General features: G+C 62.9%; 16 protein-coding genes. 4 read left to right on the forward strand and 12 right to left on the reverse strand.

The features are described from left to right. Positions 1-59 precede the first annotated feature (59 nt). The 8 genes from AC3WLM_RS17820 to AC3WLM_RS17855 all read right to left on the reverse strand — a co-directional run bounded on the left by AC3WLM_RS17820 (position 60) and on the right by AC3WLM_RS17855 (position 11435). Positions 60-980, reverse strand: a complete 921-nt coding sequence (locus AC3WLM_RS17820) for a dimethylarginine dimethylaminohydrolase family protein (protein ID WP_492478278.1) — start codon at positions 978-980, stop codon at positions 60-62. Between the two features lie 198 nt (positions 981-1178). After that, positions 1179-1850, reverse strand: coding sequence for a TetR/AcrR family transcriptional regulator (locus AC3WLM_RS17825; protein WP_197423716.1), 672 nt, complete (start codon positions 1848-1850; stop codon positions 1179-1181). Then, positions 1847-4123: a N,N-dimethylformamidase beta subunit family domain-containing protein gene (locus AC3WLM_RS17830; protein ID WP_492478279.1), complete on the reverse strand. Its 2277-nt coding sequence runs from the start codon at positions 4121-4123 to the stop codon at positions 1847-1849. Before AC3WLM_RS17830 ends, AC3WLM_RS17825 begins: the two co-directional genes overlap by 4 nt. Beyond that, on the reverse strand, positions 4120-4500 hold the full coding sequence (locus AC3WLM_RS17835; protein ID WP_492478280.1) for a N,N-dimethylformamidase alpha subunit family protein: 381 nt from the start codon (positions 4498-4500) through the stop codon (positions 4120-4122). The genes AC3WLM_RS17830 and AC3WLM_RS17835 overlap by 4 nt, the downstream gene beginning before the upstream one ends. A 97-nt stretch (positions 4501-4597) precedes the next feature. Beyond that, the gene (locus AC3WLM_RS17840; protein WP_492478281.1) at positions 4598-5365 is read right to left on the reverse strand and encodes a helix-turn-helix transcriptional regulator; all 768 of its coding nucleotides are present in this window, start codon (positions 5363-5365) and stop codon (positions 4598-4600) included. A gap of 74 nt (positions 5366-5439) precedes the next feature. Next, positions 5440-7713: a TonB-dependent receptor gene (locus tag AC3WLM_RS17845; protein WP_492478282.1), complete on the reverse strand. Its 2274-nt coding sequence runs from the start codon at positions 7711-7713 to the stop codon at positions 5440-5442. A gap of 135 nt (positions 7714-7848) precedes the next feature. Beyond that, positions 7849-8901, reverse strand: a complete 1053-nt coding sequence (locus tag AC3WLM_RS17850; RefSeq protein ID WP_492478283.1) for an alpha/beta hydrolase — start codon at positions 8899-8901, stop codon at positions 7849-7851. A 158-nt stretch (positions 8902-9059) separates the two neighbouring features. Beyond that, positions 9060-11435, reverse strand: a complete 2376-nt coding sequence (locus AC3WLM_RS17855) for a TonB-dependent receptor (protein ID WP_492478284.1) — start codon at positions 11433-11435, stop codon at positions 9060-9062. A gap of 743 nt (positions 11436-12178) precedes the next feature. On the opposite strand from AC3WLM_RS17855, the gene AC3WLM_RS17860 reads away from it, so the two are divergent. Then, a complete protein-coding gene (locus tag AC3WLM_RS17860; protein WP_039335882.1) occupies positions 12179-12487 on the forward strand; it encodes a hypothetical protein in 309 nt (102 codons plus the stop codon). Here the strand turns inward: AC3WLM_RS17860 and AC3WLM_RS17865 are convergent. From AC3WLM_RS17865 to AC3WLM_RS17880, 4 genes are read right to left on the reverse strand one after another with little or no spacing between them, the layout of a single operon-like run. Further along, the gene (locus AC3WLM_RS17865) at positions 12484-14382 is read right to left on the reverse strand and encodes an NPCBM/NEW2 domain-containing protein (protein WP_492478285.1); all 1899 of its coding nucleotides are present in this window, start codon (positions 14380-14382) and stop codon (positions 12484-12486) included. The two genes, AC3WLM_RS17860 and AC3WLM_RS17865, sit on opposite strands and share 4 nt — an antisense overlap. Further along, the gene (locus AC3WLM_RS17870; RefSeq protein WP_492478286.1) at positions 14379-15452 is read right to left on the reverse strand and encodes an alpha/beta hydrolase; all 1074 of its coding nucleotides are present in this window, start codon (positions 15450-15452) and stop codon (positions 14379-14381) included. The genes AC3WLM_RS17865 and AC3WLM_RS17870 overlap by 4 nt, the downstream gene beginning before the upstream one ends. 33 nt (positions 15453-15485) lie before the next feature. Beyond that, positions 15486-16553, reverse strand: coding sequence for a cupin-like domain-containing protein (locus tag AC3WLM_RS17875; protein WP_492478287.1), 1068 nt, complete (start codon positions 16551-16553; stop codon positions 15486-15488). Then, positions 16516-17217, reverse strand: coding sequence for a SapC family protein (locus tag AC3WLM_RS17880; protein ID WP_492478288.1), 702 nt, complete (start codon positions 17215-17217; stop codon positions 16516-16518). Before AC3WLM_RS17880 ends, AC3WLM_RS17875 begins: the two co-directional genes overlap by 38 nt. 368 nt (positions 17218-17585) lie before the next feature. On the opposite strand from AC3WLM_RS17880, the gene AC3WLM_RS17885 reads away from it, so the two are divergent. The 3 genes from AC3WLM_RS17885 to AC3WLM_RS17895 all read left to right on the forward strand — a co-directional run bounded on the left by AC3WLM_RS17885 (position 17586) and on the right by AC3WLM_RS17895 (position 24844). Then, the gene (locus AC3WLM_RS17885) at positions 17586-20489 is read left to right on the forward strand and encodes a TonB-dependent receptor (protein ID WP_492478289.1); all 2904 of its coding nucleotides are present in this window, start codon (positions 17586-17588) and stop codon (positions 20487-20489) included. Positions 20490-20560: 71 nt separating this feature from the next. Beyond that, positions 20561-22123: a tryptophan halogenase family protein gene (locus tag AC3WLM_RS17890; RefSeq protein ID WP_492478290.1), complete on the forward strand. Its 1563-nt coding sequence runs from the start codon at positions 20561-20563 to the stop codon at positions 22121-22123. A gap of 117 nt (positions 22124-22240) precedes the next feature. Then, positions 22241-24844, forward strand: a complete 2604-nt coding sequence (locus AC3WLM_RS17895; protein ID WP_492478291.1) for a glycoside hydrolase family 3 C-terminal domain-containing protein — start codon at positions 22241-22243, stop codon at positions 24842-24844. Positions 24845-24846 lie beyond the last annotated feature (2 nt).

Here is a 24846-nt window from a genome sequence, read left to right on the forward strand (position 1 = left end):
CGATGGCAAAACTGCAAATGGGATGAAGGTAGCTCCAACCACGCACCTGCTGACCCTGTCTATCCTCCTCGCGCGCCTGGCACGCGCCGGACTGGAAGAGTCAGGCAGTGTATGCCGCCGCCGCAGCGGGTGAACTGCGAAACGTCAACTGTTTCAACGTGATAGTCGCGGGCGCGGAGTCGTGAAACGGCCTCGTCGTCCTCACTGGCGATGATCTTCTTGCCACCCAGTGCAAGGATGTTGCAGCCGAGCTGCGGCACGCTGGCGGCTGGCATGTCGATAAGCGCAATGCCAAGCTCGCGAAGCCGCGCAACAAAGCTTGCATCGAGCAGTTCGACACAGGCCAAGGCTTCGTCCGGGCTGACCATGCAGAACAGGGTGTCGAGATGGAGGTGGTCTGCATGGAACGGGCAGACCAGCACTTCCCAGCCGGCATCGTGGAACGGCGCGGCGAACTCCTCAAGCCCTTCGCGCGAAGTCCGCTCGCCCGAACTCCCGATCAGGAGGAGGCCCTCACGGGCAATGCAGATGTCTCCACCCTCGATCGTGCCCGTGGTGACGCGCGGCCAGTTAAGCCCCCAGGCTCTGACGTGGCGCGCCAAAGCCTCGGTTTCGCCACGACGATGCGGCATGGCGGGGGCCGTCAGCATCGGTCCGAAAGGGGTCGCTACGGCGATGTCCCGGGTGAAGCACATATCCGGAAGGTCCGGTTCTGGCGTCACTAAGTGGCAGGTTACGCCGTTGCGGCGCAGGGCTGCACACAGTGCCTCATGCTGCCGCTTGGCCGCCGGCACATCGACCGCAAAGCCCTGCTCGAGATTGTCGCGTGTAACGGTGCAGCAAGGTACCGGCGCCAGATAGTCCGGCGGGCACAGGACGACGTCGGTAAGCAGGTCGGTCTCGCCACTGATGCGCCAGTCGAGAATGGTCGGCACGCTGTCGATTGCAGAGGTATATCGCGAAAGAAGATCGAGTTTCATATGTTCTCCTGGCTGGGAGAACGGTGGCCCTTGCCCGGTCGTTCCACTGTCTACCGCACGGATGGGCGCGGTCGGGCTATCTCAGCGGCCTTTTATCCGCCCACAGTTGCCAATTCACCGCTCATCGACGGCGCGCCATTTTGGAATGTTTCCCCGGGGAAACATTCCAAATAGGATGCACGGTCGCCCCCTTCGGCGTCAGCCGGCCGGCGATTCGTCTGCATGGGCCTGGCTTGCGTGCAGGAAGGCATCGAGCGCGATCTCGGCAATCTCGGCGCGATCGTCCTGATAGGGTTTCCCATACCCGGCAAAGATGCTCATGCCTTCCATCGCCGAAGTGATGAAGATGCTGGTCAGGTCCACGCTTCGTTCGTGGGCGGCAGGGTAAGCGCAGCGGACGGCGGATACGATGGCGGCGCGGGCCCTGTCGTACATCTCGTACATGCGGTCTGCCACGAACGGATCGTGGTTGGACAGCGCCCAGAGCTCCGGAAACAGCCGCGTGGTGCGCCGCGTGCCGATATCGTCCATGATGAGCCGGCACACGTCCATCAGGCGCGCAACAGGAGGGAGCTTCTGGTCGGCCATGATCTCGGCGAAGGCGTCCTCGTATCCACGGATGATCGCGTCGAACAAGGCAGAGACGAGGCTTTCGCGCGAGGGGAAGTGATAGGTCAGGTTACCCATGCGCAAGTTGCAGGCCGTGGCTACGCCGCGCAGCGTAAGGGCGGCGTAGCCATGCTCAAGCAAAAGATCATGCGCCGCCTGCAGGATTACGCGGCGCGTCCGGTCTCCCTTGGCGTAGCCGCCCATCCTGTCGGGCAGGGTCAACTGGGCGACGTGTAAGGGAGGGCCGGACCTTCGCGTCATGTGCGCGGCAGAAATGGCGGGTCCGACGAGCGGAACGCATCGAGCACGTTCGTCATGATGCGCGCGACGTTGTTCCGGCCGCCGTTGCATGGCAATGCCTGGCTCCACGCGATCGACCCGGCGGCAAACACTGCGCCGCCCTTGGCGTTGGCATAAAATGCAATATCGCCACGCACTTGCGGGTCCTGCGTGCCGCCCCTGCCGGGGAAGGCATAGGTGATGTCTTCGGACACCAGCGGGTAGTTGTCCGAGTGATTGAACGAGGACGCGACCAACAGGGTGTGCGGTGGCGTTCCCAGCGTGAGGTCGTAGCGGTCCATCTCGAGCCCGGAGGCGCCGCCGAGACCCAGCCCGAAGTTGCCGATCAGTTCATCGTGGCCCACACCTTCGAACAGCCATGCCGCCTCGGGTTCGAAGGAGTCGGGCATGCGCTCGAACGGCTGGCTTTCGTCCATACCTTCGGTGGTAAAGCCCAGCGCGACGAGCTTCTGCGGCGGCCTTCCCCGCGCCCGCCACAGACCCGACCGGTCCCCCGTCGTCGCGAGATAGCCTTCGCCCGGCGCGGCCTGCCACGCACGGGAGCCGGTATCGAGCTTGCGGACCTCGATGCACCACGGCTCCTCGTCACGCACTTCGGTGACCCAGTACAAGCCGTTGCCGCCGAGGTATCCGACGCGACCGCCACCGGCCACGTAGTCCTCGAGCGCATCGAGCATGCCCAGCGAGTAGTACTCGGGGTGAGTCCCGGTCAGCATCGCGCGGTAGGGTGCGATCAGCGCCAGGCCCTCGGCGGCGAGATCATGGTCGGTCACCACGTCGACTTCATAGCCCGCCGCGTCCAGCCACCAGATCAGCGAAAGGTCTGCCGGGAAAGCCCACGGCGCACCGATTGCCGGCATCCGGTACTTCGGGCGCATGTTCTGTATCGGCCTGCGCCACGAGGAGTAGCACACGCCCGCGTAGTCCGAATGGACATCGTAAGTGGACAGACCGAAGGCTTCCTGCTGCTTCCAGGTGAGATCCGCTTCACTCACCACCGGCGTATTGGCGCAGATGGCCTGGGCAATCGGCGCCTCGAAACTGAGATGTTCGTTGGCGTAGGCCAGATACGTGAAGGTCGGCATAAGCACGGCCATGTCCGCGCGCGCCTTGTCCGGCCTCACGAAGAACGGCACGTGGTCTTCGCTGCCGTCCTTGGATACGCGCAGGGCATAGATGCCGCTCGGCAGATCGGGCGGGATTTCGATCGAAACACTTGCCTGCCAGCCGCAATCGACAAGCGCATCGTCGTGGAATGCGATCCCGCCGTACTGATGCGGCGCGAGCCGGAAGCTGTCGTTGCGGCCGTCCCAGTTCCAGCCGGTCATGGCCCGGATCGGTCGGTTGATGCCGTGGGCATGGAGGCCATGGGGTCCGACGTCCCGGATCACGTCGCCGATGCCTTTGTCTGTGTATCCCGCGGTCGTGTCCCAGTACGCCAGCAATCGCTCGGCGGCGGGCAGTTCGCCTGCGGCAAGGCTCGCAAGTTCATCACGCCCGGCCATCGCGTTGAGGATGCCGTGGCGGTCGATCTTGCCATTGTAGTGCGCCACGGCGCAGTCATCGCCAGTCAGCGCCGCAGCCAGCGTGAACTGCCCGCCACATGGCAGCACTGGCCGCTCCAGCTGTTCCGTGGCAGCAGCATCGAGATCATAGCCGGGTGCCGGTCCGACGAGGCTGTTCCAGCGCGAGATCAGGCCCTTCTGCCAGATCACCAGCTTGCCTGTCTCGTCCCAGCCACCGGCGACGAAATGCCAGGCGTGCGCTGCAACCGGCTTGGGGCAGACGATCTCGGCCGTTCCGGCTTCATCGCCAAGCCTGAGAGCAACCTGCCCGCCTTCGGTCAGGAGCAGCGCAAAACCCCGCTTCGTTGCCGGGTCCCACGTTCCGGCAATGATCTGTTCGCGCGCTCCGGGCGTCGTCGGCTTGATGAAGGCGAAGAGGGTGGCCGAGGGCAGGGAAGCACTGAGCACTCCGTCAGGGTCCCGGGCCCTGGCCCAGCTGCCGAGCGGGACATATTGCGGCCCGACCGCCACGGTCCGGGGCAGCGTGACGCCGGTTACTTCCTTCTCGACGAAACCCGGCCCGAGCGGGTTGGTATCGCCGTGCAGCAGCCGGACGAGACTGATCTCTGCCGTGCCTGGCGTGGCATCGTGCAGCATGAAATCGACACTGCCACCGCAGCGGGCGTTGAGCGGATCGGCATAGCCGGTGAGGTTGCCGGGCGCGCTCATGCCTCGTCCCCTGCAAGCTGTGAATTCAGGTCTGCGATCCGCTGGAGGAAGGCCGCGTGATGCGCCTCTGCGAGGCTGGTCGCGGGCTCGCCATCGATGATCGTGGCCGAGCCGCCGCGGACGCCGGGAAAACGGATGAGGCGATAGACAGGTCGGGCAGGATCGGGCTGGAAGATTCCGACCTTCCCGGCAAGGCCGCCGCGCCGGAAGAAATTGAGCACCCGCTCCAGGGCATCGCCGTGCTGGCCCCAAGGCTTGCGTCGATGCTCTTCGATCATTCCCTCCGTGATCGTCGTGGCGAGCTTCTGGGCAAGCCGACGTTCGAACATGAAAACGTAATCAGCCTGCCGGTCCCTGATGGCTTGTGGGTACTGCATGATTTCCTGCCTCCTTCGACGGCACGGCTTGGCTCTCGCGCAGGCTGGGCAGCCGCGCGGGAGCACGTTCTTGTCGGACTGGGGTGTGGCGCGAAGCCTAGTTCAGCGAGATCAGACCCATGTGCAGCGCCTTGGCGACGGCATGGGTCCGGTTCGCTGCCGCCAGCTTCTGGTTGATGCGTTTCATATAGACCCTGACCGTCTCGGCCGAGATATCGAGGATGGCCGCGATGTCCTCGATCGTCTTGCCGTAGGCAGACCAGACCAGGCACTGATGCTCGCGCGGGCTGAGCGCGATCTGGCCGGCAACCATCTGTTCTGTCGTGGCCCAGAGGTGGTTATCGAAGTAGTGCGCAACCATGGTCAGCAGCGCGGTCATTTCCTGGCGGCAGGCGTCCTGGGCGCTGCATTCGGTGCCCAGCGCCGTGAGAAAGGCGAACCGGCGGCCGTGGACATGGACTGGCACGGTAATCCCGTCCGTCAGGCCGAGATCCGAGATATAATGCATGCAATCGCGCTGCGGTGCGGTCAGCAGGTCCGCGCTGTTCTGCACGTCGCTCCAGCGAACCGGGCGGCGGCTGTTGGCAGCCGAAAGGAAGTATGGATCGTGGCGGCTGTGCCGGTCCCATTGCCGGTCCCAGTTCGTCGGGAACGCCCGCACAAGGACAGGCACATTGCCACACTGGCCTCCAAGCGGTCCGCTTGACCACCCGTAGACAAACTGCTTCCAACCCAGCAGAAAGTCGTGAAGGACATCGAGACGCTCTTCCAGTCCGCTGGCGCGGTCGAGACCCTCGGTGAGACGCGCGAGCGGCTCCTCTTCCTGATCGACGACGTAACCGGATGAGACGATCGTTGGCTTCATGACGCGGCCGCTCCGTATGATCGGAGGAGCCTCACGCACTTCGATACGGGGAGTCAAGGTGGCCATTTCCAACCTCAGAATTTGAAGTTTGCGGCAAGTCCATAAGTCCGGGGTTGCCCGTAGATGTTGAGCACCCAGCCAAATCCGGACAAGTCATTGACGTAGGTACGATAATGGGTGTCGGTAAGGTTGCGGGCGAACGCGGAGAGGCTCCACCGGTCGTCCTCGGCACCAATTCCGGCGCGCGCATTGACCAGCCAGAAACCCGGCTCAAGGCTGGAGGGAGAGTTGACCGTCTCGAAGAACTGCGACGAGCGCCAGTTACCGTCGGCTGCAAGGATCAGCTTCAGGCCGTTGCCGATGGCGGGCATGTAGCTGCCCTGCGCGGTGAAGGTCCAGCGCGGCGATTGCACGGTGCGGGCACCCTTGAGGCTGGCGCCGCCCGAAGTGATGTCGCTGTCGATCCTGGAGTCGAGCCAACCGAGCACCATGCCCACCGACAGGTCGTTGATGGGCCGCCACTGCCAGTCAAGCTCCGCGCCCCAGGTGTTGATCGCGGCTGCGTTGATGGTCACCGGGATCGGCGAGGTTGCGCTGTCGACGTTGATGAAGCCATCGCGGAAGTCGTAGTGGAACACTGCGGCGTTGAGCTGCATGGTGCGATTGGCCAGGAGCGACTTGAACCCTGCCTCGTATGCGGTGATCTTTTCGGGGGCGAGCGAAGTCAGCGCAGACTGGGTGGCGGTGAACTCCGCATTGTAGGAGCCTGACCGGAAGCCCGTCGAAACGTTCGCATAAAGCATGAACTTGTCGAACATGCCGGACACGTCCGGCTTCCACTCGATGCCCAGCTTGAAGTTGGCGTCGTCGTCGGCGCGGCTGGTGTCGGCCTGGGCCAGGGTAGCGACGATCGTCGTCGGGGCCAGCGGATTGCCGCCAAGTCCGGTTCCGGCGAACGTGCCGCCCTTCAGGCCGACCTTCTCCCAGGAATAACGGACACCGGCGGTCAGGCTGAGATGATCGGTCAGCTGGACGTCGTTGTGGAAGAACGCGGCGATCGCGTCGCTCGTCTGGGTGAAGGGGCTGTAGAATCCGGGTGCTGCGCCTCGCGCGATCTGCAGGTAATCGCCGTTGCGATAGGCGTCGCGCTCGTAATAGAGCCCGAGCACGTAGTTCCAGCGGCCCTGCCCGTTCGAGGTCAGCCGCAGCTCCGTGTTGAACTGGCGGATCCGGTTGTAATAGTCGACGTCGATGGTGTTGACCGGGCTTCCGTCGGAGTCTTCGTGCTGGCGGCGGGTGAAGGTCTGATAGGACGTCAGCGAGGTCAGCGTCGCGCCGTCGAACTCGTGCTCATAGCGCACGGTTGCGCCGATCGAGCGGTTGCGGACGGTATGAGGCTGGTTGTTGTTCGAGGTGAACGGGTCGTTGTCGCCCGGAAACAGGCCGTCCGTGCCCCTGACGCAGCCGCTGTTGCCGCCCGTGGCACGCCCCGCCAGATAAGCGCCGCAGAACACCGGGGCACCTGCCGCTACCGAAGCCGGGGTGAATACGCCGACGCCTTCGTAAGGCTGAAGCTCGCCGTTCTGCTGTCCGCCGAACACGGTCACCAGCACGCTGTCGGGCCCGCTTTCCCAAAGAAGCTGGCCACGCAGGGCCCACTTCTTCTCGAAGCCTTCGCGCCGGCCGAGCGTGAGATTGCGATAGGTCCCGCGGCCCTGGTCCGTGACCATGCCCGAAAGGCGCGCCGAGATCGTGCTGCTGAGCGGGCCGCTGACATAGCCTTCCGCGCGAAGCGTACGGTAATTGTCGAACGAAACGGTGCCTCCGGCAGCGAGTTCGCTCGTCGGGCGGCGCGTGAAGAAGTTGACCGCGCCGCCAGTGGCGTTGCGCCCGAACAGCGTGCCTTGCGGACCCTTGAGCACTTCCACGCGATCGATGTCGAACAGGAGGAGACCGCTCATGAAGGTCTTGGCGAGGTATCCCTCGTCGACGTTGATCGCGACCGGTGAATCGAGGTTGGCGGAGAATTCGTTGGTCCCGATCCCGCGGACGTTGAACGCAACCTGCCCGGCGCCGTAGTTCGCCTGGATATTGGGAACCAGCGAGGTCAGGTCGGTGACGGAGCTGGCGCCGGCCTGGGCCAGGCTGTCGCCACTGACGACCGAAAGGGTGATCCCGACGTCCTGCACAGACTGCCTGCGCTTCTGAGCAGTGACGGTGATTTCCTGGATCGTGCCGGAAGCTGCCTGGTCTTCAGCCTCCTCGGCATGGGCAGGAGCAACCAGCATCGACGATGCAAGCGCTGCCAGCGACAGTCCCCACCTGCCAGCCACAGTTGTACCAACCATCTCATTCCCCCCTTGTGCCGAACCCGTCCCAAAGCTTGGCTCTGGAGGCAATGTTCTCACTTGGGCTGGATGTAACAATTCACCCGAAGCGGGGACAGCTGGGCGCTCATACTGCCTGTTGAGGTGATAAGTCTGTCAAGCGAAAGCGCTCCGCAAAGCAGCTACTTTCGACTCATGGAAGTTCTTCGCCACCTGGGTTGAAGCAGCGATCCCGTCAAATCCATGGAACGCCCCAGGCACGACTTCCAGCCGGGTCGGAACGCCGGCAGCGATCAGACGCTTGGCGTACATTATGTCCTCATCGACAAAAAGGTCGATAGCTCCGACGCCGATGAAGGTTGGCGGCAGGCCAGCCAGATCCGATCGGCGTGCTGGCACTGCCGCCACAGGAGCAGCATCCATGCCTGGCTCCATCCCCAGAAACGCACCCCACCCGAACCGGTTCTTGGCAGCAGTCCAGACAATCGTGCCGATCGGAGCCTTTGGCGTCTCCACGGTTCCGGTGCGGTCATCCAGCATCGGGTATATCAAAACCTGTGCGACGATCGGGACCTTGCCGACATCACGCGCTTTGAGGGCCAACAGCGCTGCGTGCCCGCCGCCTGCGCTCTCGCCCATAACGGCGATCCTGCCTGCATCGACGCCAAGGGATGTCGCATTGTCGTAAAGCCATTCGAGAGCTGCATAGTTGTCTGCAATGGATCCCTGATATCGTGTTTCCGGCGCGAGACGATAATCGACTGTGACGATCGTGCAGTCCAATTCCAAAGCCAGACGCTGCAGGTCAGCAACCATGCTGATAGCTGTGCCGCTGACAAAGCCTCCGCCGTGCGTGTGAAGGATTGCCGGACGGCGTTTCGACGCGTCGCTGTTGACGACGTACACGGTGACCGCCGGGTGGCCCATCAAACCAGGTACAGATTGTCTGGTCCAGGCGGGGGCTTGGAGGGGAGGCTGCGCCCATCCGCCCATTGCCTTCCGGGTGAATGACAAGCTTTTTTCGGAAAGCTCGGGCATGGGTTCAAGCATGGCCATGAGTTGCTTGGCAAAGGGGCGCAGTTGAGGGTGAACGTAGGCAAATTCCTCTGGCTCGCTGGCACGCGCCAGTTCGCTCAGACCGCCCAGAAGGCAGCCCGCAGTTCCGATGGCAGCCAGCTTGAAGGACTCTCGCCGTGAAACTCGCTTCACGATACTTCTCCCATACGTCGATCAGAATCTTACGAGTTTGCCCAAATTCGATACCAAGCCGAGTTCTGTCTGGCTTAGCCTCCAGTGTCTTAGCAGTTGCAAGGCGTCCCGCCTCGCTAACCTAGAAAGCGAGGCAGCAAGGCGGGACCTGTAGCCTGTCAGAACTTAGCTTCCAGGCTTGCCCCCAAGGTGCGACGCCCTTCACGCGTCAACCAGTTCACGGCGCCGCCTGCATCTGCAAAGGGCAATCCGATCACTGATGCATGGAAGCGCTTGTCCAGCAGGTTGCGGGCGAACACGCCGAGGCGCCAATTCCCGTCCGGGTGACCGATGCCGGCATTGAGACCGATGGTCACGAATCCTGGCTGGGAAGCAATCGCGCTTGCCACGTCATATTGAACCCTGCTTCGATAGTACCCGTTTGCTGCCCAATCGAACTGCAGGCTTTCGCTGATTGGCAGGGTGACATTTGCCCCCAACGTAGCGCTGTATTTCGGTGCTCCGGACAAGGGCTCGCCTTTCGCCTGGATCAGACTGGTTCCGTTCTGGGTGAAGCACGTGTAGCCGGCCTTGACGACACTTGGGCAGGCCGTGACGTAATCGGTAAACTTGGTGTCCGAATAAGTGAAGCCTCCATTCAGGCTGAACTCGGGGCTGACGCGCCAAGCTGCATCCACTTCAAAGCCATTCGCGCGGAAACCACCGGCGTTCTCCGTCAGGAACTCGGTTCCGTTGAAGACCGAGGTTTGGAGGTTCTTGTACTGATCGAAGAACATGTTGGCATTGAAGGTGACTGTCCGATTGAACAGCTGGCTCTTGAGCCCAACTGTCACGTCGCGGACCGTCTGGGGATTGACGCTGGACTTTGCACCCGTGAGCCCGGAGAACGTCACGGTCGGTCCCAGGTAACCACGGGCAACGGTCGCGAACACCATGACATCAGGCGCCAGCTTGTATTCGGCACCGACTCGCCCTGACCATCCTGTCTTCGACACGCTGCCCGTTTGCAGTGCACGCGGTGCATAGGGGACAACGAATCCTGGCGGCGTTGTCGAGAAATCGACCGTTGCGGGTGCGACGGCCGGGTCGACGATCGAGAACGACGACGATTTGACCTTGTCATTCTGGACGCGGAAACCGCCGAGAAGGGCGAACTGCTCGCTCATGTGGAACTTGCCGTCAATAAATCCGGCGTAAGAATCAGACTTTGTCTGGGTGTTACTCTGCCCTGCCGAGATATTGATGATCGGTGTGGCACTCAGCGTCGGTCCAAGAGCAATCGGTGTGAACGGGAAGGCCGGGCGCAACTGGGCGCGATTGAAGTCGTTAGCGTCGCCTACCTTGCGAACCGATGCGTAGAAGCCACCGGTAAACTCGAGCTGCGAGCCCTTGGGCGAGGAGAGGCGCAGTTCCTGGCTGAAGAATGTCTGATCGACACCGGTTGGCTGGGCCCTGAAGATCGGCAAGCTGCTGCCATCGATGGCAAATGCCTGCGGACCTTCGTTCAGGCCACGGTAGGCGGTGACGGACGTAAGGTTATAGCCGCTCCCCAGCTCCTTGTTGATTTCGATCGAGGCTCCGAAGTTCTGCTCCGAGCTGTACCCTGGATAGTCTTCAACCGATTTGCCGTTCTCGAAGCCCGGCGTGACGCCCAAGGCTGACAGATTGGCGAAGCGTAATGCCATCAGCGGATTAAAGCCGGTTCCCGGCTTGGCGCTGTTTGGCAGGGAGTTAAGCGTCCAGAGTTGCCCCGGCCCTGTACGATTGATTTTGGAATAGTCGCCGATCACGTAGACGCTGAGATCTTCGGACGGCTCCCAAAGCAGCTTGGCGCGCGCGCCATAGCTGCGTTCACCACCCCACATTTCATCGCGCAGGACGTTCTCGAGGAAGCCATCATTCCGACGGTAGAAGCCGAACACCGACATAGCGGCATTGCTCGACAATGGCAGGTTGACCGAGGCGTTGGCGTTGACCTCGTTCAATTCACCGTACGATGCGTACGCCTTGCCCGAGACCCCGTCGAACCGGGGCTTGGCCGTCGTGATGTTGATGACGCCGGAAGAAGCGTTCTTGCCGAACTGGGTACCCTGCGGGCCCTTGAGCACTTCCACCCGCTCGAGATCCCCCAGGCTGTTGAGCGGATTGCCGAAGGGGATCACGACGTTGTCGACGACGGTGCCGACATTCTGTTCGGACGACGAGGCGAAACCGCCTGCCGAGCCAACGCCACGCAGACGGAAACCACTGTCGTTCGGGGAACTGCCAAACTGAAGGCCAGAAACCTGATACTGCAAGTCGGGCAGGCGCTGGAATCCTCCCTTGGCGATCTGTTCAGCTCCCAGTGCTGACACGGCCAACGGCACTTCCTGCAAGCGCTCTGCCCGTCGCGAGGCTGTCACGACGATGTCCCCGAACACGTCGGCATTCGCATCGGTGCCAGCGCCTTCAGTTGTATCCTGGGCATTCGCTGACCATGAATATGAAGCAATCGCAGTTGACGCCGCCAGTGCCATCAATCTGTATCTGTTCATCTTTATCTCCCTGAAATTGAATTATCGGAATAATGTCTCTCGATTGTCGAAATTATGAAGAAGAGACGCCTTTTTTCTTCGAGTTCTATGCCTATTCGCACGTGGTATTCATCGTGAATGACGAGTATTCTTGGATGAAGACGTCTCGTGCTGCCAATTCGGCCCAACGTTGAGCTGTGGTCCAATCGGGGTCGAAACTATCGCTGCGCCAGAAGGACACCTCTCGTGTCGAACTCGTGGACACGGCCTGAGACCTTCCCGTCGAGCGATCGTTTTTTCCGGCACATCGCTGCGGTTCTCCCACCTGACCCAGTCAAGGCGCGGAGATGCCGAAAGTTATCCCTCAAAAAAAGAAATGATTCCCTATGCGGGTATAGATCTGGGCTATGCTTGCGCGGCAGGAGACGCTCGAGCCTTGCCAAGCTTCATCCAGCGAATGTCAGCAGGCGATGATCCGACATCCGAAAAAGTAAGGACCTCATCAAAAAGGACCGGAGGGTGTCACAAGATCAACGTTGCGCGCCGAAGTCAGCATGATGAGGCGAATGTCCGGCGAAACCGTTTTCAGACAGTACGAAGTTGCCAGAGCGGTCCTTGCCGAGACGCTGGAGATCACTGCCGTTTGGCGCCGAACCAATTATTCTGGCTGAAGACCTCGCCACCAGAAACGCGGTCCTGAACAGCGGAACGTAGACCGTCCGCTGGGGGCGGCACTTTGCGTTTGCTGCCGCGTTTTGGCTGTGATGCTGAGATCGATCCTCGTTGCCGCCTTCGCTTTGCTCCTCACCTGCGCAAGCGCGCTGATCCATCCCGCGTCCGACGAACGGGCGATGTATGGGTTCGAGGGGCCGCTCGAGCAGAACTGGTTGCCGCGCGAGGTGGCGGGGTGGCCCGCGCCGTTTCTGGCGGACAGCACGGCCACTTCCGTGCCGCACCAGATCGGGCCGGAGGATGACTTCCGGCCCGGCCCGTTCCTTGCGGATCTTGGCTTCTGGGCGCTGGTGGTGCTGGGCGTGATGCGGGTCTGGCGCCTTGTGCGGCGCCAAGCCTAGCGGTCGAGCGCCGCTTCGGCCCAGTCGACCGCCACATTTTGCATCTCCGGGCGGTTTCCTTCGGCGACCAGTTCCACGATCTTCGCGCCCTTGACCGGCACGGCAATGGCGGCAGGCGCGTCGCCGGGCTTCATCCACCCGGTCTGCTTCAGCAGCTTGCCATCGGCGTGGACCGAGAAGCGGACGCGAGCGGTTGGGTCGGCGACGGAGTCGTCTATCCCGGCGAGGGTGGTGAAGGTCGAGAAGCCGGTGTTGCGGACTTCGAGGCGAGAGTTGGCGAGGGTGCCGATGGCGTTGTGATAGGTCTTGCCCGCGATCTTCGGAGTCTGGGCGAAGGGGGTCGCATCTGCCCGCGCACCGCCCCAACCGCCATAAACGGGATGTTCGCCATCGGCCTTGGTCGAGCGCCAGGGCAGAAGGCCGCGATAGACCATCGGGTCGGCCATGGGATGCACGATACCGTCGACCGCCGGGTTCACGTTGCCGGGTTGCTCGGACAGGTAAAGGCCTTGCGCGTGCTCGCGCGTGCCGCTGGCCTTGAACAGCAGGGTCTGGTGGCGTTCGAGATGGACCGGCATTTCATTGGTGAAGGATTTCGTGTCGCCGTCCCACAGGTCAGTCAGGGTAATCGGTTGATCGGCGCGGTATTTGAGGTGCGACGCGATGAGCTTCACGTCGATCGGGCTGCCGGTGCGGTTGAACAGGGCGACAGCCTTGGTGCCGTCGGCCAGCGTCTTGGTGAAGATCTGAACGCTGTCGCCATCATAGGCCAGCACGGCCTGATGCGCGGCCGCGTCCTGATTGAGCGCGATGACCTGCGCATTGCCGAGCACGCCCATCATTGCGGGCGAGGCCTTGCGCAGATCGAAGCCGATGATCAGAGGTGCGTTGAGCATCGCCCACAGCGACATGTGCGAACGCGCCTCGGTGAGGTGCGCATCGTCGAACTCGCCGCTGCCGATGAACAGCATGTCGGGATCGTTCCAGCTGTTGGGCTTGGCGTAAAGTTCACGCCGGGAGGCGGAATCGAGATTGTGCAGCATCCGCTCCCAATTGGGGGAGATGTCCTCGCTGGTGCGCGCAAGGTTACCGAGGGTACGCGCCCATGAGCGGACGTCGGCCGAACCCCACAGGCAGATCGACAGGACGAAATCGTTGCCAGGCTTGTTGCGCGACAGCGCCTGGCCCACCTGATCGAACAGCCCCTTCACTGCGGGGGTATTAGTGCGCGGGATGGTGTCGTAGTCGATCAGCGGATCCAGCGCGCGCAGCCGGCCGGATTTGACCTGCGGGCTGTCAGCGGCGAGCGCGCGGATGCCGCAGCCGTCGACCTTGATATAGTCAAAGTTCCATTCGCCGAAATAGAGCGCGATGTCCTGATCGATGTGGCCGTAGAGGCCGATCTCGCGTTCGGCCATGGTGCCCGCGGGCTGGCCGGGGCCGGCGGGATCGCCGTAGATCTGGCCGCAGCTGTTTCGGCCGATCTCGCTGTAGATGCCGGCTTTCAGGCCCATGGCGTGAAGCCGGTCGGTGAAAGGGCGGAAGCTGGTGTTGCCATCAGCCGTTCGGGCCGAAGGGAAGTTGTCGGTGCGGATCAGCACACGGCCATCAGCCTGCCGCCGCTTCGCCCACCAGCCATCGTCGATGTTGACGTAGCGGTAGCCCTTGGCGGCGAGCCCGGAATCAACGATCAGTTGCGCCGAGGCGATGACCTTTTCCTCGTCGATGTCGGTGCCGAAGGCGTTCCAGCTGTTCCAGCCCATCGGCGGCCGCGGGGCGGAGCCACGCGTCGTTACGCTCCAGGTGCCACGGGCCTCGAGCGGCTTGTCGGCGGCGTTGGCCGAGGATGCGAGGGTGGTTGCTGCGAGCAGGGCGGCGACAGTGAGGCGCTTCACTTCGTTGCTCCGAACGCGAGGTGCTTGCTGAAGAACGGCACGACCTGTTCCTGGAAGCGGAACGCGACGCGATTGGTGTGATCGCCTTCGTACAGGGTGAAGCTGTTGGTGATGCCGTAGGTTTCGAGGACCTTGTGCAGGGTTTCGGTATCGGTCTTGAGGCCGTCCTTGTCGCCCACGTCCATGGCAATCGCAGCGTAGCGGCGCATGTTCGGGATGTACTGGTCTACGAAGGAGAGCGGGGCGTTGGCGGCCCATTTCGCCATGACGTCATCGCGGGCCTTGCCCTCGGCGGTCAACGGCAGGTCGAGATAGAGCGGCGGGTTCTTCGGGTTGGGTGACCAGGCGGCGGCAGCCGCCAGGGTGCCGCGCTGTGCCCATTGCAGGCTGGCCGAGTCGGCCGGGCTCTTCATCGCGGCATAGGCCTTCATTGCCTCGGGCGTGACGCCAAACAGGCCGCGCGCGGAGAGGCAGCACGGGCTCATCAGGTAGAGCGCGCCGAACACGTCGGCATGCTTCATGCCGATGCGCGTGGCGCCGTAACCGCCCATCGAATGGCCGACGAGACCGCGGCTTTCGCGCGTGGGCAGGGTGCGAAAGTGGCTGTCGATGTAGGTCACAAGATCGCGGGCGATGAAGGACTCGAAATCGCCGGTGGTGACAGACGAGGAATACATCGAGCCGTTGTGCACGGTCTTGCTGTCGGGGAAGACGTAGATCATCTCGCGCGCACCCTGGGCCATGCCGCCTTCGATCACCTGCGGCACGTGGATCTCGCCCATCCATTGCTGCGCGCCGATGGAGTAGCCATGGAGCGCATAGACCACCGGATAACGGCCTTTCGGGTTCCGCGCGTAGCTGGGCGGCAGGACGACGAACACGTCACGATCGGCGCTATCGCCTTCAAGCGCGCCTTCGAGGGCCGTGGCGTGAACAGAGATCTTCTGGACCGTGGTCTTGGGTGCGCCAGCAATGGCAGCGGGTGCAGGCGTCTGCACTTGCGCGTATGCGCTTGAAGGTAGCGCTCCCATCGTGAGGGCTGAGAGGGCCAGCATAGGCAAAAGGCGCATTGGTCAATCTCCCGAGGTTGGTTCTGGTTGTTGTCAGCTGCCGCGCAGTGCGCGGAGGAGCATGGCGCGGATCTGGCCGTAGTTGGCCTTGAGATTGCCGAGGACGCCGCGCTGGTCTTCGGGCAAATGGGCAAGGGGGTGGCCTTCGGTGCGGAAGACGTAGTGATCAAAGAAGGCGCGGAAGGCCATGCGCTCTGCCTCTGGGCGTTCGGCTATGGCGATCATGGCGTGGAGCATAGACAGCGAGGGCGCGTCAGGCCCGGTGGCAGTGGCGTCCCACCAGTAGTTGAGCATGACGTTGATCGGGGCCTTGGCTTCAACCTGGTGCCACCACAACTTGGGCAGGAAGAGGGCATCGCCCGGCTGCAGGGTAACGGCGATGGCACGGGCGCGGGCCTTTTCGAAGCGGCGGAAGCGCGCTGGGTCCGGATTGCGGGCGGCGAGGCTCGCGGGTTGGCCGGCCATCGTATTGTCGATCGGACCAACGTAGAGATCGCCAATGGCATCAGGCGGGTAGAGCGTGAACGTGCGCTCTCCGGCGATCACGCAGGCCAGATTTTCGTAAGCATCGTAGTGAGCCGCAGCGGTGGACGGATTGCCGATCCACAGGCGTGGTTCGACAGATCGGGGCACGATGGCAACATGATTGGTCTCGGCAAAGCCGGGAAGATAGGCGGGCGCGACAAGCGAACCGACATAGGTCGTCGGCGCCGAGGGATCGGCCGCGTGGGCCAGCATCGCGTGGAAGGCATCGCTGAGCGCCATTTCGCTGCGCGTGAAGTTGAAGCCGGAAAGATCGTCCGAATAGAAATAGTGGCCCGCGTTGATCGGATCGCTCTGGAAGACTTGTGGTCGGCGTTCGTTCGCAAATCCAAGCATATAGTCCAGCACTGCGCCTGGCTCTGCGCTTGCGGCCCGTGTCGCTGGCAAAGCCGCGCCGAGGCCCCTGATCACCGCGGGCCGACCCGTTTCAATAACTTGAACGCGAAACGCCTCCGCGCTGACCAGCGCGGTGTGGTCTTTCGAGATTTCTGTCAGTTCTGGCCGGGCCTGTCCGGCCATGTCATGCCCAGCCGCTGGCAGGCATGGCGAGACGTTCATTCCGCCTGCGGGCAAGCTGGCCGATCTGGCGCAGCGACGCGCGGATCGCCAATGCAGCAGCCAGGGAGCCGTCTCTAAATAGTCTGATGATTCTAGTATCATCGAGATCTGCAAGCGCATCGCCGCTGACCGTGTAGAGGCCATTCAGGGCGACGGTCTGGCCATCGTCGAACTTCAGGGAAATGTCGACCGGCTCGACCAGCCGCGCCTCGACGATATCGGCAATGAATCTTTCCGTCCTTGCCGCGTTGCCCATCAAGGTGCCGATGGCGCGCTGGACGAGACGCATCTCGTCGGTCGGGCCGCCCATGGCATCGAACAGGGGAATTGTGCCTCCGGGCGCGAAGCGGGGATGAGCAAGATCGACGGCAATGTTCTTGTCAGAGGCAAAAAATCCCTGCCGTTGCAGGTCGAGCGGAAGAAACGCAGCGTTTCCAGTGCCCGCACCCTCCACGAGGACTTCTTCGGGCGAGAATCCGAATAACGCGACGATGGCGAATCGCCCTGTTTCGGGGGACTTGGCCAGCATGACCGGACAGCAGGATGCGGCCGCTTCGACTTCGGGCAGCGAGATCTGCACCATGTGCGGATGCGCGCCAGCAAGAGGGTGCATAGCCAGGTTGCGATGGACCTCGCTGTTCAGGATCTCGAGTTGCTCAGCCATTCGTCCTCTCCCGTCTTTCCCTGTTTTTCAGGCAGCTTATCGCGGTTATGCCCGGTACTTCATGTGCGCGCTAACATGGCTGATCTAACGCCATCCGCGGCCTTGTTGCAACACTATCCAACCAAGGTGCCATTGCGCAGACAATTTGGTATTGATAGCGCTACCTAGATCAGTTACACCGGTCTCGCAAGGTGACGCCGACAGAGCGCCTGCAGGGTTGAGAGGCTGAAGGGAAATCGCAGTTCGCCTGCGCGATGCTTCTCCGATTGCGCGTGCTTCGTCATGGCTGCCGGTCCTGTCGTGTGGGGCAGCCGGATGCAGATCACCTTCCCGGGCGGGGGGGCCGTCAGAGTAGCAGTGGAGAGGGTATGAGGACGTCCATCAATTCACGCTTCCTTATCGGAAGTGCAGCAGGCGCGATCGCGCTTGCCATGGCGATGCCGGTTGCGGCGCAGGAAGCGCAAAGCTCGGTCATGAACGACGAGCCGAGCAACGCCGAAATCATCGTCACCGGCATTCGTGGCTCGCTCCAGCGCAACATGGAGATCAAGCGCACGGCTTCGGGCGTGGTCGATGCGATTTCGGCCGAAGACATCGGCAAGTTCCCCGATGCCAACGTGGCTGACGCACTGCAGCGCCTGCCCGGCATCTCGATCCAGCGTTCTGGCGCCCGCGGCGAAGCCAATGGCGTGACCGTGCGCGGCTTTGGCGGTGACTTCAACGACACGCAGTTCGATGGGCGTCGCCTTTCGACCGCTTCGGGCAGCCGTGCGGTTGACTTCACGACGATCGGCTCGGACTTCGTCTCGAACATCTCGGTCTACAAGACTCCCGACGTCGAACTGGGCGCCAGCGCCATCGGTGCGACGATCAATGTTGCCCTGCCCAAGCCCTTCGACAGCGCAGACAGCAAGTTTGCGGTAAAGGCTTCCGGTGCCGTTCAGGACCGCAGCGGCAAGGTTACGCCTTCGGGTGCGGCCCTCGCGAGCACGCGTTTTGCCGACGACACCATGGGCATCCTGGCCTACGCCGCCTATCGCCGCGTCGATACCGAAACCAACCAGGTCTTCATCCCGGGGTGGATCGGCAACTACTTCTATCAGTGCCAGGCGCAGGCGGCCTGTCAGACCAACGACTTCACGCCTGCCAAGAAGAACGTGCTGGGCTGGTTCCCGCAGCAGGTTGGCGCCAACCAGATTACCACGAAGGACGAGCGCATCGACGGCCGTCTTGCCTATCAGTGGCAGGCCGGTGACGATGTGCTGCTGACGCTGGACGGCAACTTCACCCGCCAGACGCTGAACACCGCGACCTATGGCTACGGCGCATGGTTCAACGGTGACGACTTGCGCAATGTGAAGCAGGACAGCAACGGCACGGTGGTTGATTTCAACCAGTTCGGCACGCCGATGGACTTCAACGCCAGCCTGGCGCGGACGATCAACCAGACCTACATGTTCGGCGGCAACCTGAAGTGGGATGCGACCGACGAGCTCAGCTTCGACTTCGACGCATCGCTCTCGCGCTCGGTCCTCAATCCCGGCCGCAACGGCTACCAGAACGCGATGGACATCGGTTACGGCGGCACCAATGCCGATCCGAACGGGCCGTTCCTGTCGACGGGTTGCACGTATCCCGCCGGTGCGGGCCCGACGACCGCGCCGACTTCGTGCAGCCGCTATTCGACGATCCTTGGCGCCAATACCGGCGTGAAGATCGGCGGGCCGAGCAACAACTTCCTGCCCAGCATCCACGACGTGGGGCCGGGTGGCGACGTTTCGCGCTTTACCGACAAGTCGCTGATCGGCAGCCACGTGATTGCCGGCTTCCCCAACTACTTCACCAACCTCGTCAAGCAGGTGAAGATCGGCGGCAAGTGGGACGGCGACAACCTGAAGGTCCACTTCGGCGGCAGCTTCCAGGAAAACAAGTACCACCAGGAAGGCGAAAGCCCGTTCGTGAACGGCACGTTCTTCCGCTATGGCGGCTATGGCGCGCCGTCTGGCCGTACCGGCGCAGTCGCACCGCTGCCGGACAGCGTCTATCAGGGCATCATCAGCACCAACAACTTCATCCCTGGCTACCAAGGCAACCTAGCTCCTGCGATCATCAAGTACGATCCGGTGGCGGTGTACCGGGTGCTCGAGGCGACCGGACGCGGCACCACTGCGCCTGCGTTCAACCCGGACAGCGTGCTGAACGTCAAGGAGCAGACGTTTGCGGCCTATCTGCGCATCAACTTCGAGAGCGAGATCGGTGATATGCCGTTCAAGGTCAGCGCCGGCGTACGCGACGAGTACACCAAGCTGACTTCGGGCGCGCTTGGCCGCAATCCGGTGAAGTTGATCACGGTGCCGACCGACCCGACGCTGATCCAGGTCGATACCTTCACGCCGCAGCAGCTGATCGAGCGCAGCATTTCCTACAACTACGTCCTGCCCAGCCTTGACGTGAAGCTGGAGGTGAAGCCGAACCTGATCCTGCGCTTCGATGCATCGCGCACGCTGACCCGCCCGGCGCTGGGTGATCTGCGCCCGACGATCAACCTCGGCACGCTGCGCAGGGGCAGCCTTGCGGCATCGGGCGGCAACGCCAGCCTCAAGCCCTACCTTGCCGACAACCTCGATCTCGGTGTCGAATGGTACTACGGTTCCAACTCGTACGTCGCGGTCAACGGCTTCATGAAGTTCATCTCGAACTTCATCGTCGGCGGCGTGAGCACCCAGACGATCAACGGCGTGGTCGATCCGTTCACGAACCAGCCCGCGCAGTTCCAGGTGAACAGCAAGGTCAACGGTCCGGACGGCGTGGTGCGCGGCGTGGAAATCGCCTGGCAGCAGGTCTTCGGCGAAACCGGCTTCGGGTTCAACGCCAACGCCACGCTGGTCAATACCAACCGCACCTTCAACACGGCGGACATCTCGGGTTCGGCCTTTGCCATCACCGGCCTTGCCAACTCCGCGAACCTCGTGGCGTTCTATGACAAGAACGGTCTGGAAGTGCGCGTTGCCGGTAACTGGCGCGATAAGTACCTGCTTGGCCTTGGCCAGCAGCAGGGCGGCACCTTCGGTGCGGAACCGGTCAACGTGAACCGTCAGTTCCAGATCGATGCCAGCGCAAGCTACCAAGTGACCAAGGAGCTGTCGGTCTTTGTCGAGGGCACCAACCTCAACAACTCGAACTACAGCACTTATGGTCGCTTTTCGAACATGTCGCTCGACACGTTCAACTACGGTCGCCGCTTTGTCTTCGGCGCCCGTTTCAAATACTGACAAGACGTGATGGTGGTGCCGGAGCTTCGTGCCCCGGCACTGCTGCAAAAGCAGGACGGAGAGGTGCGCGGATGGTTCGTGCAGTGCGCGATGTCGTGATTGTCGGTGGCGGAACGGCCGGGTGGCTGACCGCAGCGATCATTGCCGCAAAGCACAAGGCCCGGATCGGACACGACTTCTCCGTCACCTTGGTGGAAAGCCCCAACGTGCCGATCATAGGCGTGGGCGAAGGGACCTGGCCTACGCTGCGCTCGACGCTCAAGAGCGTGGGCATTTCCGAAACCGATTTTTTCCGCGAATGCGATGCCGCCTTCAAGCAAGGCGCGCTGTTTGCGAAGTGGACCACCGGCGCCGAGGACGACGCCTATTATCATCCATTGGTCCTGCCCCAGCGCTTCGGGCAGCTGAACCTTGCGCCGCATTGGCTGGCGGGCACGCTGAACGAGGGTGGCGACAACGGCGAGACCTTCTGCGACGCGGTATGTCCGCAAGGGCGGCTCTGCGACGAGAACCTGGCGCCCAAGTCGATGGTCAATGCCGAGTACGAGGGGCAGGCGAATTACGCCTACCATCTCGATGCCGGCAAGTTCGCGCCGTTCATGCAGCGGCATTGCACCGAAAAGCTGGGCGTGCGCCACGTGCTGGCAGACATGCGCCAAGTGCTTCAGGACGAAAGCGGCGACATTCGCGCGATCGCGACCGAGCAGGCAGGCGAAATCAGCGGCGATCTGTTCATCGACTGCACCGGCATGCGCAGCCTGCTGCTGGGGCAGACGCTCGGCGTCGGCTTCAAGTACTGCAACGACGTGCTCTTCTGCGACACCGCGCTCGCCATGCAGGTGCCATACCCCGCCCCCGATGCGCCGGTGGCAACGCACACGATCTCGACCGCGCAATCGGCGGGGTGGATATGGGACATCGGTTTGCCGACGCGACGGGGTGTTGGGCACGTCTATTCAAGCCGCCATATCAGCCGCGAGGATGCCGAGGCGGAACTGCGCGCTTATGTGGGCCCGGCGGCGGAAGGTCTTGCGGTGCGCAAGATCGATATCCGTTCGGGCCACCGCGAACTGTTCTGGAAGAACAATTGCGTTGCCGTGGGGCTGGCGGCAGGGTTCCTCGAGCCACTGGAAGCCTCCGCCATCGTGCTGATCGAGCTTTCGGCCAAGATGATCGCAGACCAGATGCCCCCGGTGCGCGAGGTTATGGACGTGGTGGCGCGGCGCTACAACGAGAAGACGCTGTACCGCTGGGGCCGGATCATCGACTTTCTCAAGCTGCATTACGTCTTGAGCCAGCGACGCGATACGGCGTTCTGGCGGGACAACATGGACCCGGCCTCCATTCCCGAGAGGCTGCAGGAGCTGATGGCGCTGTGGCAGTATCAGGGGCCCTACATGCACGAGGAGTTCGACCGGGTGGACGAGGTGTTCCCTTCGGCATCCTATCAGTACGTGCTCTATGGCATGGGTTTCCGAACCGAGGTCTCCGCGCGCACGCTCGAACCGGAAGTGCGAGAGGCGCGGCGGGCGCGGGCAGAGAATGCCGACGTCACTGCGCGAATGCTGAGTGGACTGCCCAGGCATCGCGACCTGATCGACCGCATCGTGAAATACGGATTGCAGCCAGTCTGATCCGCAACGACCAGCCCTGCCGGGTCGCATCGGCACGGGATACTTGAGAGGAAAATCGTGATCGCCAGTTCATTGCCAACGCGCGGCCTCGCGCGACTGCTGCTTGGGTCCGTTAGCGTGGTAACGCTAACTCTGTCCACCGCCAACGCGCAGGAGGTTGATCCGCGGGCCGAGGCGGACCGGCTGGCTTCAGCGCTGGTGGCGAAGATGACCACCGACGAGAAGGTGGAGCAATTGCTGAATGTCGCGCCGGCTATCCCGCGCCTTGGCGTGCCGGCCTACAACTGGTGGACCGAGAGCCTGCATGGCGCGGGCGGTGCCGTCCCGACCACGAACTTCCCGCAATCCATCGGGCTTGCTGCCACGTTCGACCCGCCATTGATCCATGACGTGGCACGGGTGATCAGCACCGAACTGCAGGGCCTGCACACGCTGGCTCGGCAGACCGGGCATCTCGGCAAGATCGGCACCGGGCTCGACACCTGGGCGCCCAACATTAACATCTTCCGCGATCCGCGCTGGGGCCGTGGGCAGGAGACCTATGGCGAGGACCCGTACCTGACGGCGCAACTGGGCGTCGCTTACGTGAAGGGCATCCAGGGGCCGAACCCGGATCTGCCCGACGTGATCGCCAGCCCCAAGCACTTTGCGGTGCATTCAGGGCCCGAACCGACCCGGCATACCGACAACATCATGGTTTCGCGCCACGATCTGGAAGACACCTATCTGCCCGCGTTCCGCGCCGCGATTGTCGAGGGCAAGGCCGGATCGATCATGTGCGCCTACAACCGCGTTGACGGGCAGCCGGCCTGCGCGAGCGATCTCTTACTGAAGGACAGGCTGCGCGGGGCGTGGGGCTTCAAAGGCTATGTCGTTTCGGACTGCGATGCGGTGGTCGATATCTATGATCGCCACAAGTATGCGCCCGATGCTGCCTCGGGCGTGGCGGTAGGCCTGCTGGCGGGCGTCGACAACGAATGCCACACCGGCACCATTGGTGAGGCCAAGGGGCTGGCCGACCGCTACAAGGCGGCACTGAAGGCGGGCTACCTGACCGAAGGCGACCTTGACCGCGTTTTGGTGCGGCTGTTCTCGGCACGCTATCGCAATGGCGACCTGGGCGGGATGAGCGCGCGCAAGCCCAATGCCACGCCGGTGAGCGCAGTGGGCACGCAGGCAGGTTGGGACCTTTCGCTCAAGTCTGCCGAGAAGAGCCTGGTCCTGCTCAAGAACACGGGCGTGCTGCCGCTGAAGGCCGGCGCGCGGGTGGCGGTGATCGGACCCCTGGGCGATGCGACGCGGGTGCTGCGGGGCAATTACTCCTCTGCCAATTCCGCGCCGCCAATCTCGGTTGTCGAGGGCTTGCGCCGCGCGATGCCGGGAGCGCAGGTCAACTATGTGCCGTTCTCGCCGTCGATCGTCGACGGCGATCTGGTGACGGATGGCAACTTCCTGACGCCTGACGGGAAGCCGGGGCTGAAGGCAGTCTATTATAACGCGGTGGATCCCGACAAGCCGCGCGGCGAACGGACGTTCACGGCAAAGCCGGTGGTCACGCGGATCGAGACCAACCTGAAAAGCAGCGCGATGCAGCTGAAAGAGGTGAGCCCGGCGCACAAGGTGGTGTGGGACGGCTTCTTCGTGGCGCCGGAAAGCGGCCTGTACAAGATGGGCGTGACCGCGGTGAAGGGCGCAATCGAGATCGGCGGGAAGCCCGTGATCACCTCCGATCACTACTCGCTGTGGGGTGAGCCGCCAAAGTACGTCGAGGTCGAACTGAAGAAGGGCGAGCGCTATCCGCTGCACTTCGATATCGAAGGAGGCGGCGCGGCGGGGCCGGGCTTGTTCTGGAAGCGCATCAGCAAGGACCCCTGGGGCGATCTGGCGCGCGGCGCGGCCGAGGCCGATGTGCTGGTCGCCGTGGTCGGCCTGACGGCGGACCTTGAAGGCGAGGAAATGCCGCTCAAGATCGAGGGCTTCGACGGCGGTGACAAGACCAGTCTGGAACTGCCGATGGATCAGCGCGAACTGCTGATCCGGGCGCGCACGCTCGGCAAGCCGCTCGTCGTCGTGGCGATGAACGGCAGCCCGATCAACCTGTCATGGGCGAGGGACAATGCCGGTGCACTGGTAGAGGCGTGGTATCCAGGTCAGGCCGGGGGGCTTGCCGTGGCCAATGTGCTGACAGGCAAGACCAATCCGTCAGGACGTCTGCCGCTGACGTTCTACAAGGACACGGCGGACCTGCCGGCATTCACCGATTATTCGATGAAGGGGCGGACTTATCGCTACTTCACCGGCAAGCCGGTTTATGGCTTTGGCTATGGCCTGAGCTACACGACATTCGGCTATGGCCCTGCGAAGGTCGATCCGGTTGGCGGCAGCACGGCCAATGGCATTCGCGTGACGACGCAGGTGACCAACACCGGCGCGCGCGAAGGCGAGGAAGTGGTGCAGGCCTACCTGCGCTTCCCCGATCAGCCCGGTGCCCCGCGCGTGGCGCTGCGCGGGATTCAGCGGGTTTCCCTGAAGCCGGGCGAGAGCAAGGCGGTGACGCTGGAGCTTTCGCCGCGTGACCTTTCGGCCGTGCGGCCGGACGGAGTGAGGCAGGTTTTTGCGGGGACTTATCGCCTCAACTTGGGCGGGGGCCAGCCCGACAGCGGACTGCCGGGGACCGAGACGACCTTCAGAGTAGACCGCGTGGTCGATCTGCCGAAGTGAAG

It is taken from the genome of Novosphingobium sp. FW305-C-30-35 (genome assembly GCF_058783135.1).

What these genes read in the sequence shown, in the direction of transcription:
- AC3WLM_RS17830 (WP_492478279.1), bottom strand. Translation starts at nt 4,123, where the DNA reads ATGAGCGCGCCCGGCAACCTCACCGGCTATGCCGATCCGCTCAACGCC.
- AC3WLM_RS17880 (WP_492478288.1), bottom strand. Translation starts at nt 17,217, where the DNA reads ATGGCTGAGCAACTCGAGATCCTGAACAGCGAGGTCCATCGCAACCTG.
- AC3WLM_RS17835 (WP_492478280.1), bottom strand. Translation starts at nt 4,500, where the DNA reads ATGCAGTACCCACAAGCCATCAGGGACCGGCAGGCTGATTACGTTTTC.
- AC3WLM_RS17885 (WP_492478289.1), top strand. Translation starts at nt 17,586, where the DNA reads ATGAGGACGTCCATCAATTCACGCTTCCTTATCGGAAGTGCAGCAGGC.
- AC3WLM_RS17840 (WP_492478281.1), bottom strand. Translation starts at nt 5,365, where the DNA reads ATGAAGCCAACGATCGTCTCATCCGGTTACGTCGTCGATCAGGAAGAG.
- AC3WLM_RS17870 (WP_492478286.1), bottom strand. Translation starts at nt 15,452, where the DNA reads ATGCGCCTTTTGCCTATGCTGGCCCTCTCAGCCCTCACGATGGGAGCG.
- AC3WLM_RS17820 (WP_492478278.1), bottom strand. Translation starts at nt 980, where the DNA reads ATGAAACTCGATCTTCTTTCGCGATATACCTCTGCAATCGACAGCGTG.
- AC3WLM_RS17855 (WP_492478284.1), bottom strand. Translation starts at nt 11,435, where the DNA reads ATGAACAGATACAGATTGATGGCACTGGCGGCGTCAACTGCGATTGCT.
- AC3WLM_RS17875 (WP_492478287.1), bottom strand. Translation starts at nt 16,553, where the DNA reads ATGAACGTCTCGCCATGCCTGCCAGCGGCTGGGCATGACATGGCCGGA.
- AC3WLM_RS17845 (WP_492478282.1), bottom strand. Translation starts at nt 7,713, where the DNA reads ATGGTTGGTACAACTGTGGCTGGCAGGTGGGGACTGTCGCTGGCAGCG.
- AC3WLM_RS17825 (WP_197423716.1), bottom strand. Translation starts at nt 1,850, where the DNA reads ATGACGCGAAGGTCCGGCCCTCCCTTACACGTCGCCCAGTTGACCCTG.
- AC3WLM_RS17890 (WP_492478290.1), top strand. Translation starts at nt 20,561, where the DNA reads ATGGTTCGTGCAGTGCGCGATGTCGTGATTGTCGGTGGCGGAACGGCC.
- AC3WLM_RS17860 (WP_039335882.1), top strand. Translation starts at nt 12,179, where the DNA reads ATGCTGAGATCGATCCTCGTTGCCGCCTTCGCTTTGCTCCTCACCTGC.